11 protein-coding genes are annotated in these 7,617 nt (G+C 61.5%); 4 read left to right on the top strand and 7 right to left on the bottom strand.

Features of this window, described 5'->3' with window-relative positions; translation table 11 throughout:
* Positions 1 to 80 precede the first annotated feature (80 nt).
* A complete protein-coding gene (locus M3G19_RS10640; protein WP_259902613.1) occupies positions 81 to 875 on the top strand; it encodes a sulfite exporter TauE/SafE family protein in 795 nt (264 codons plus the stop codon).
* Positions 876 to 943: 68 nt separating this feature from the next.
* Here the strand turns inward: M3G19_RS10640 and M3G19_RS10635 are convergent, their stop codons facing one another.
* The 3 genes from M3G19_RS10635 to M3G19_RS10625 are packed head-to-tail and all read right to left on the bottom strand — an operon-like array spanning position 944 to position 3,833.
* The gene (locus M3G19_RS10635) at positions 944 to 1,507 is read right to left on the bottom strand and encodes a hypothetical protein (RefSeq protein ID WP_259902612.1); all 564 of its coding nucleotides are present in this window, start codon (positions 1,505 to 1,507) and stop codon (positions 944 to 946) included.
* Between the two features lie 11 nt (positions 1,508 to 1,518).
* Entirely contained in the window at positions 1,519 to 2,166 is a 648-nt protein-coding gene (locus M3G19_RS10630) for a DUF3239 domain-containing protein (protein ID WP_259902611.1), read from the bottom strand.
* 11 nt (positions 2,167 to 2,177) lie between these two features.
* Positions 2,178 to 3,833 (bottom strand): DNA repair helicase XPB, encoded by a 1,656-nt coding sequence (locus tag M3G19_RS10625; RefSeq protein ID WP_259902610.1) that lies wholly within the window; start codon positions 3,831 to 3,833, stop codon positions 2,178 to 2,180.
* Between the two features lie 76 nt (positions 3,834 to 3,909).
* Between M3G19_RS10625 and M3G19_RS10620 the strand changes: the two genes are divergently transcribed.
* The 3 genes from M3G19_RS10620 (at position 3,910) to M3G19_RS10615 (ending at position 4,684) form a co-directional block, all read left to right on the top strand.
* Positions 3,910 to 4,164: a type II toxin-antitoxin system ParD family antitoxin gene (locus M3G19_RS10620; RefSeq protein ID WP_259902609.1), complete on the top strand. Its 255-nt coding sequence runs from the start codon at positions 3,910 to 3,912 to the stop codon at positions 4,162 to 4,164.
* Positions 4,148 to 4,333, top strand: a complete 186-nt coding sequence (locus tag M3G19_RS11965; RefSeq protein ID WP_396121780.1) for a type II toxin-antitoxin system RelE/ParE family toxin — start codon at positions 4,148 to 4,150, stop codon at positions 4,331 to 4,333. The genes M3G19_RS10620 and M3G19_RS11965 overlap by 17 nt, the downstream gene beginning before the upstream one ends.
* Before the next feature lie 165 nt (positions 4,334 to 4,498).
* The gene (locus M3G19_RS10615) at positions 4,499 to 4,684 is read left to right on the top strand and encodes a hypothetical protein (RefSeq protein WP_259902608.1); all 186 of its coding nucleotides are present in this window, start codon (positions 4,499 to 4,501) and stop codon (positions 4,682 to 4,684) included.
* A gap of 75 nt (positions 4,685 to 4,759) precedes the next feature.
* Here the strand turns inward: M3G19_RS10615 and M3G19_RS10610 are convergent, their stop codons facing one another.
* The 4 genes from M3G19_RS10610 to M3G19_RS10595 are packed head-to-tail and all read right to left on the bottom strand — an operon-like array spanning position 4,760 to position 7,576.
* Positions 4,760 to 5,959, bottom strand: coding sequence for an ABC transporter permease (locus M3G19_RS10610; RefSeq protein WP_259902607.1), 1,200 nt, complete (start codon positions 5,957 to 5,959; stop codon positions 4,760 to 4,762).
* A complete protein-coding gene (locus M3G19_RS10605) occupies positions 5,959 to 6,837 on the bottom strand; it encodes an ABC transporter ATP-binding protein (RefSeq protein ID WP_259902606.1) in 879 nt (292 codons plus the stop codon). Before M3G19_RS10605 ends, M3G19_RS10610 begins: the two co-directional genes overlap by 1 nt.
* Before the next feature lie 2 nt (positions 6,838 to 6,839).
* On the bottom strand, positions 6,840 to 7,286 hold the full coding sequence (locus tag M3G19_RS10600) for a hypothetical protein (RefSeq protein ID WP_210575666.1): 447 nt from the start codon (positions 7,284 to 7,286) through the stop codon (positions 6,840 to 6,842).
* Positions 7,283 to 7,576: a helix-turn-helix transcriptional regulator gene (locus tag M3G19_RS10595; RefSeq protein WP_396121779.1), complete on the bottom strand. Its 294-nt coding sequence runs from the start codon at positions 7,574 to 7,576 to the stop codon at positions 7,283 to 7,285. The genes M3G19_RS10600 and M3G19_RS10595 overlap by 4 nt, the downstream gene beginning before the upstream one ends.
* Positions 7,577 to 7,617: the final 41 nt, after the last annotated feature.

Here is a 7,617-nt window from a genome sequence, read left to right as displayed (position 1 = left end):
GGCGCCCTTCGAGGATAGACTCCTCAAGGGGTGCCGCTTTTTGTATTTCTTCTACTTCAGGATTCCAGGAGTTTCACGAGATGACCGTTCTATCCGGGCTGCTGCTGTTCGCCATGGGCATCATGGCCGGCATTATCAACTCCGCTGTCGGTTCTGGGTCTCTGCTTACCCTGCCTGTACTGCTGGCGATCGGCGTACCGCCGGGGGTCGCGGTGCGTACCAACACGATCGGCATGATGTTCGCGTCTTTCGGATCAGCGTGGGGTTTCCGTCATGAGACGAAGAAGGAGCTGCCGTTCCTTGGCCCGCTGATCGTCGCCACCATTGTTGGTTCGGCTGCCGGCTCGTTGCTGCTCCTGTTCACTCCGTCCTCGGCGTTGGATTGGGTCATCCCGATCCTGATTGTCGTCGCCTTGCTCCTCGTGATTTTCCAGCAGCGGTTCGTGAAAGCGTTCTCGAAGACTCAGGTCGTGGGGGCGGACTCGGGCGACGGGACCGTCGGCGCACCGTACAAGCGTCCCGGTCTCGTCGGTGCGATGGGCTTGGCGTCTATGTATGGCGGTTTCTTCACTGCGGCGCAGGGTGTGCTCTACATGGCGATCATGGGCGTGGGCACGGGCCACCCATTCAAAGACGTGAACCCGGTCAAGAACTTCTTGTCCATGATCGTGAACTCCGTCGCTGCTCTCGTCTACTTGATCGCTTTCCTTTTCTTTGGTGCAGAGGTGCTGTGGGTCGGAGTGGCCATCCTGGCTGCCGGCGGTTTGATTGGCGGTCTGGTCGGTTCGCGCATCGCGAAGAGGCTCTCTAACAAGTTCTTGAAGGGCCTCATCGTGGTCGTTGCTCTTTACGCGCTTATCCGCCAATTCATTTAGAACGTCACACATGAAGAAAGGCCAGCCCCGCACCGGGACTGGCCTTCTTGTGTTTTAGAAGTAGCGAGTTACTTCTTCACAATGCCGTAGGAGTTGTAGAGCTCGACTGTGCGCTCCTCGCCCTTGTGCAGATCGCCCTTGACCTTGTAGAAGTCGATCTTGAAGGTCTCGTCGGTGACGGTGTAGACCGCGAAGCACTGAACCGTGGACTGACGGTAATTCTCGTGCTTGTGCTCGAACTTCGGGGAGTCCTGCGGCTGCTCAGCAACGTCGTACAGGCCGTTCCAGAGTTCGACGTCTTCCTCGGTCATCCAGTCCAGCTTCGGACGGACCTTGTGGACGTGGTCGACGCCCTTCTTGTAGATCGCGTCGTACGCCTTGGTGCCAGAGGTGTTCGGAATGATGTAGGTGACGCCCTCCGGGTTCACGTGGTGCTCGACGCCGTCGATCTCTTCCTTCTTGGTGTCCTCGACAGCCGCGGTCTCAACGAAGTCGCCGATGTGGACAGCGAAGGTGGAGTCAGGCGCGACCTCCATGGCCTTCTCCAGCGTGTTAGCGCCGTAAGCCGCCTCGTTGTTCACGTTGGCGTTCCAGTAAGCGTTCTGGGTATCGGTGTAGTGGATGAACTGCACCTCGTCCCCTTTTAGAGGGGGAGTAGGTTCATGGGGGTCGCTTTGACGTCGTCAAGCTTGGCTCGCGCTTTGCCTAGCTTGTCCCACTGTTCCTGCGGGATTGCGGTTCGCGCTTGCTTGACGACGGCGCTGTCAGGCGTGGCCCACGCGATCGGCATCGGGGTGACCTCTTGCCAATGATCCTTGTCACGTGTGGTGCGGCGGCCGCCGACGGCGACTGACGGCACTTTGGTGCCCACCTTCGGCTCGTCGATGCCGGGGATGGAGGAGACCGTGCGCAGGGCCGCCGCGTACTTAGGCGGGAGGGTCTCGTCAACGTTGATGTTGACCAGCGCCATGAGCACCATATCGCGCGGGTTGACCTCGGCGATGATGGCTGGGGCAAGCGGATAGCGGTCGTAGAGTTCCTGCGCGCCGCCGACGGAACGGGGGACCATGAGGCCGACGATGAGCATCACGATGCCGAACGGGACGAGGCCGATCACGCCGAACCAGCCCCATGCCGAACCGGCAGGTGTCAGCGTCCACAGCAGCACGGCCGCGACGACGCAGATGACGAACAGACTGATGCCGGAGATGGTCACCTTGCGCGTATCGCGCAGCATCTCGTTGTGCTTTTTGGCGAAAGTTTCATCAACGTCGAAGTGAAAGCGATTCATAACCTCACAGTTTAGAGGTCCGCTGCGTCCACCAGCCGGTAGGCGTAGCCCTGTTCGGCGAGGAAACGCTGGCGGTGCATCGCGTACTCGGCATCGAGCGTGTCGCGTGCGACGACGGTGTAAAACAGCGCTTCCGCACCATCGGCTTTCGGGCGGAGCAGCCGTCCGAGGCGCTGGGCTTCTTCCTGGCGTGAGCCGAATGTGCCAGAGACCTGGATGCCCACGGCGGCCTCGGGTAGGTCAATGGAGAAATTAGCCACCTTCGACACAACGAGAGTCTGGATCTCACCGTTCCGGAACGCGTCGAAGGTGGTTTCGCGTTTCTTGGTGGAGGTTTTTCCGTCGATAAGCGGGGCACCCGTGCGCGCAGCGATGTCCTCGAGCTGCTCGATGAAGGCGCCGATGATCAACGTTTGCTGCCCAGAATGCTGGGCAAGAAGCTTATCGACGACCGCCAGCTTCCCCTCGCTGCATGCCGCGATGCGGTAGCGTTCCCGGGTCTCGGCGGTGGCGTACATCATGCGCTCGTCTTCGGTGAGCGTGGTGCGGACTTCGACGCATTCGGCGGTGGCGATGTAACCGGCCATTTCGAGCTCTTTCCACGGGGCGTCATAACGCTTGGGGCCGATCAGGGAAAAGACATCGTCTTCGCGGTGATCCTCGCGCACGAGGGTCGCGGTCAGGCCCAGGCGGCGGCGCGATTGGAGGTCCGCGGCCATGCGGAAGACAGGGGCGGGCAGAAGGTGCACCTCGTCGTAGATGATCAGGCCCCAGTCGCGGGAGTCGAAGAGCTCGAGCGCCTTGTACTCGCCCTTCGTCTTGCGGGTGACCACCTGGTACGTGGCGATGGTGACGGGGCGGATCTCCTTGCGCTCGCCGGAATACTCGCCGATTTCCTCGGGGGTCAGGGTCGTGCGGCGGAGCAGCTCATCGCGCCACTGCCGGCCAGCGACGGTGTTGGTGACCAGGATCAGCGTTGTGGTCTGGGCCTGCGCCATGGAAGCCGCACCGACGATGGTCTTGCCGGCGCCGCAGGGCAGCACGACCACGCCGGAACCGCCCTCCCAGAATGACTCTGTGGCGTATTGCTGATAATCGCGCAGCTCCCAGCCGTCCTCTCCGTCCGATCCGGCGGTGAGCCGGATTGGGTGGGATTCACCGTCGACGTAGCCGGCGCGGTCGTCCACAGGCCAGCCGAGTTTGGTCAGCTCCTGCTTGATCCGGCCACGTTCGGAGGGGTGGACGGGGGCGGTGGTGTCGTCGATAAGCGCGCCCACCATGGGCTGAATCTTCTTGTTGCGGGTGATCTCGGTGAGGATCGCGGCGTCGTCCGCCTCGAGAATGAGGCCATGTGCCGGGTGCTTGAGCAGGCGGACCCGGCCGTAGCGCGCCATCGTCTCGGCGACATCAATCAGCAGGGCCTGGGGGACGGGGAACCGGGAGTAGCGCTCGAGGACGTCCACGGCCTGCTCCGCGTCGAAGCCCGCTGCCCGCGCATTCCACAGCGCCAGGGGAGTGATCCGGTAGGTGTGGACGTGCTCCGGTGCGCGCTCGAGCTCCGCGTACGGTGCCAATGCCGTGCGCGCCGCCCCCGCTTCGGGGTGCGCGACGTCGAGGAGGACCGTCTTGTCGGACTGAACAATGAGCGGGCCGTCACCTAAAGCCATGGGGCGATTATGCCTGCCGAGGTCGAGAGAGTCGAACTTCGGAAGGGTGAGTACCAAGAAATGGTAAGGTAATGGCATGCCTGCTAAGAATACTTCTGTCGTCCTCGGGGAGCGCTACGATAAGTTCATTGCCGAACTGCTGGAAGAGGGGAGATATGCCTCGGCCAGCGAGGTTCTGAGGGAGGGCCTCCGACTAGTCGAGGAACGCGAACGGCTCTTTGCGGCGCTGAATGCGGAGTTGGAGAAGGGCGAACGAAGTGGATTCGTGAAGGATTTCGATCCGGAATCATTCATCGCACGGATGAAAAACCAGCATGAGGTATCTGCTTAGTAGCGAAGCGGAGCTAGATCTCGAGGAGATTTGGCGCTACACCGCCGCAGAATGGGGGACGTTGAGGGCAGAACAATACGTGGGGCAGATTTTGGCGACTTTCGAGCAACTTTCTGGAAGCCCAAAGATGGGGAGGTCGCTGGAGGGGTCAGGCCTGGCTACCGGATGAAGGGCGCAGGGAAACACAAAATTTTCTATAGAGATTTTGGTGGTCGCATCGAAGTGATCCGCGTGCTCCATCAAAAAATGGATCCGTCGCGACATCTCTAAGGTGCGCGGAAAGGGCCCAGGCGGCCGCTTGAGGTGAGGCCGCGAGCGGGATGCCGCTACGTTCGTGGCCGATAACCGCGGTCCGCTGGCCGCGCTGCTTGGCACCCTCGTCGGCTCCATCGTCCTGTTCATCCCGGGCCTGTGCGGCGAAGCGTCCATCGCTGATGCTCTCGGCGAGGCGATCAACCGTGGAAAGACGCCGCAGCCGAAGGACGAGGCTGCGACTCAGCCGGAGACAGCCTCCAAGTAATTGTTGGCAGACGAGAAGCCGGGCCCTGAATGGGACCCGGCTTCATTCTGTCTTTGACGTCAAGGTGGAGGAGGGTTAGCCCTTCAGCGCCTCCGACCACTTGGTGGTCTTGCCGTTATTCAGGATGGAACGGCGGTAGATGCGTGCGGTGACCCAGATGACCGCGAGGGTCGCGATGGTGGCGATGGCCAGCGAACCCGCGAGCTGGAGTGCGGTGAACTCGCCGGCTGCGTAGGACAGCGGTGCAGCGAAAATCGACACCGGCGGGATCCAGCTAGCTACCTGCATCCAGGTCGCTCCGGTGTTCATCCACCCGAAGGCGGGGATATAGGCGCTGGCGATGATCAACAGCAGGACTGGCATCTGAGTGGACTGGAGATCCTCAGTACGCTGCACCATCGCGCCAGCCGCGGCGTAAAGCCCGCCGAAGAAGAGCATGGCCAGGACGTATGAGAGGAGCATGATGGGAAGAATCGACCATGCGATGTCGACATCCTTTAGCAGCCCCGTCGCCTTCAGGCTGATCCCAGCGGCGGCGACGAGGACGGCTGTGGACACGAAACCGAAGACGAGGTTGCCCAGAATCTTGCCCGCGAGGAAGTCGAGCGGGCGCACCGCGGCGAGGACGAGCTCGACAACGCGGGAGGACTTTTCCTCCGTCACGCGGCTGCCCACCTGCGCGGCGAATGTGATCACCATGAAGACGATGGCCATCAACAGTACGAACGTAGTGAGTAGTTTGATGAAGTCCTGCTCAGACTCGGCATCGTTCTTGCCAGCGTCCAAATCGGCGATGTCCACCGGCACGACCTCAACTTTCGGGCTGGCAGCTGCGAATTCTTCCGGGGAGATCCCGAGCTTTTCTAACGCGGTGGTCTGAGCGACTCCGTCGGCGGTGCCGTTAACGTCGGCGACAACTTCGGGTTTGGGGAAGCCGTCGCTGATGACCTGCCAGGTATCGCCTTCGACAACGAGTGCGGTGTCCACCTCACCGTCGCGCACGAGCTGCTCCGCTTCAGCGCGGTCGGCGGCTTCGCGCGGTTCGAAAGTGGTGCCTTCAAAAGTCTGGCTTTCAACGCCGACGACGGCGACAGTGGTGGGATCCTTAGAGTCGCTCTTGTCTTTCTGCCAGGCGGCGAAACCGATCAAGCCGATGATGGCGAGCATCATGATCAGCAAGGTGATGATCACGGATTTCTTGCTGAAGAGGATCTGGATCTCGCGCTTAGCGGTGGTGAGGACGGTGTGGAGTGGGGAATAGGTGCTCGTGGTCATTACTTCACAACCTCCTTGAACAGGTCGGTCAGGTCGGGGACAACGCGGGTGAATTCATGGACATCGCCGGCGGCGAGGGCTGCGCGGAGGATGTGCTGATCGTTGCCGGTGGAAGAGGTCTCGAGGATGACGTGGTCCGGGGCGTCGTCGATAAGCGTCGTGCCCTCCGGGAACCATCCGCGGGCCGTGGTGCCGACTTTGTAGCGGACAGGGCCGTGGGTGCGGAGCTCGTCGACGGTGCCTTCGGCGACCATGCGGCCGCGGGTGACGATGCCCACGCGGTCGCACAGGCGCTGGACGAGGTCGAGCTGGTGGGATGAGAAAACGACGGGGACACCATTGCGGGCGTGGTCGGTGAGCATGGTGCTCATGACGTCCACAGCGACGGGGTCGAGGCCGGAGAACGGCTCGTCGAGGATGAGGATGTCCGGGTCGTGGATCAAGCTGGCGGCGAGCTGGACGCGCTGCTGGTTGCCCAACGAAAGATCGTCGAGCTTGTCGTTCAAACGCTCGCCCAAGCCGAGCTCGCCCAGGAGCTCCTCGCCGCGCTTCTTCGCAGCGGCGCCGTCCACGCCGTGGAGCTTGGCTAGGAAGACGAGCTGATCGAGGATCTTCTCCTTGCCGTACAGGCCGCGCTCTTCCGGCATGTAGCCGATGCGGCGGCGCGTCGCGTCGTTGAGCGGAGTGCCGTCGAGGAGGACCTCGCCGGAATCGGCCTCGAGCACGCCGAGCGCGATGCGCATCGTGGTGGACTTGCCAGCGCCGTTGGAACCGACGAAGCCGTAGAGCTCGCCGTCACCGACGGTGAAGTTCATCCCGTCGAGCGCCTGGGTCTCCCCGAAGCGTTTATGCAGGTCTCTGATGTCAAGAGTGGTCATTGTCAGTCCTCCTTGCGGTTGAAGGTGATGGCGTAGCCGATCATGGGCAGCGGGTAGACGATAAGGAAAGTGAACAGCATGAAATAACCGGCGGCTAAGAGGGCCGTGCTGCCCGGTGTGTCAAGCCGCTCGCCGAGAAGCATGAAGGTGAAGCCGCCGATTCCGTTGAGCAGGGCGAACACCTTCATCGCGCGCTTGCGCCAGGTGTCCAGCACGCTGCGCTCGTACTCGTCGAGCTGGTCTTCTGGGACACTGTCGGCGTTTCCGTTCTCCGCTCTGATCTGCGCCCACGCGATCATGCTGATCACGACGAAAGTAATCGATAGGGTGGACAGCCACCATTGGCGCAGTATCGGCTGGAGAGCGGTGCAGACGATGAAAGCGAGCATGAAGAAAAAGAAAACAAAGATCAGAGTCTTCGTTTTTCTCTCGCGGTCGAGGCGTTTCATTTCGGGTACAGCTCCTTCGACATAGGGGCGAATTCGGTGCGGGAGAACACGGCCTCGACGGGGAGGTCGAATACCTCGCAGACACGGAAGGCGAGGTCGAGGCTGGGGGAGTGGTCGCCGCGCTCCAAAGCGCCGATGGTCTGCGGGTTCACGTCGATGAGCTCGGCGAGTTGGTTTCGCGACATGTCGCGCTCCGTCCTCAAGACGCGAACCCGATTATGAATCGGACTCTTCGGTTGTTTTCGTGCTGCCACACAAACAAGTGTTATATAAACCCAACAATCTGTCAACGGATTGGACGAAAAAAGTTCGGCGCGCTCGATGGGGATAG

The organism is Corynebacterium sp. p3-SID1194 (assembly GCF_025144155.1).
Taxonomy (GTDB): domain Bacteria; phylum Actinomycetota; class Actinomycetes; order Mycobacteriales; family Mycobacteriaceae; genus Corynebacterium.
The sequence above is the reverse complement of the archived record's forward strand: the minus strand, read 5'-3'. Positions and strand labels throughout refer to the sequence as shown.

Bases quoted from the DNA above. Each gene is read 5' to 3' on its own strand.
- M3G19_RS10610 (WP_259902607.1), bottom strand. From the start codon at position 5,959: ATGACCACGAGCACCTATTCCCCACTCCACACCGTCCTCACCACCGCT.
- M3G19_RS11965 (WP_396121780.1), top strand. From the start codon at position 4,148: ATGAGGTATCTGCTTAGTAGCGAAGCGGAGCTAGATCTCGAGGAGATT.
- M3G19_RS10625 (WP_259902610.1), bottom strand. From the start codon at position 3,833: ATGGCTTTAGGTGACGGCCCGCTCATTGTTCAGTCCGACAAGACGGTC.
- M3G19_RS10630 (WP_259902611.1), bottom strand. From the start codon at position 2,166: ATGAATCGCTTTCACTTCGACGTTGATGAAACTTTCGCCAAAAAGCAC.
- M3G19_RS10605 (WP_259902606.1), bottom strand. From the start codon at position 6,837: ATGACCACTCTTGACATCAGAGACCTGCATAAACGCTTCGGGGAGACC.
- M3G19_RS10620 (WP_259902609.1), top strand. From the start codon at position 3,910: ATGCCTGCTAAGAATACTTCTGTCGTCCTCGGGGAGCGCTACGATAAG.
- M3G19_RS10600 (WP_210575666.1), bottom strand. From the start codon at position 7,286: ATGAAACGCCTCGACCGCGAGAGAAAAACGAAGACTCTGATCTTTGTT.
- M3G19_RS10640 (WP_259902613.1), top strand. From the start codon at position 81: ATGACCGTTCTATCCGGGCTGCTGCTGTTCGCCATGGGCATCATGGCC.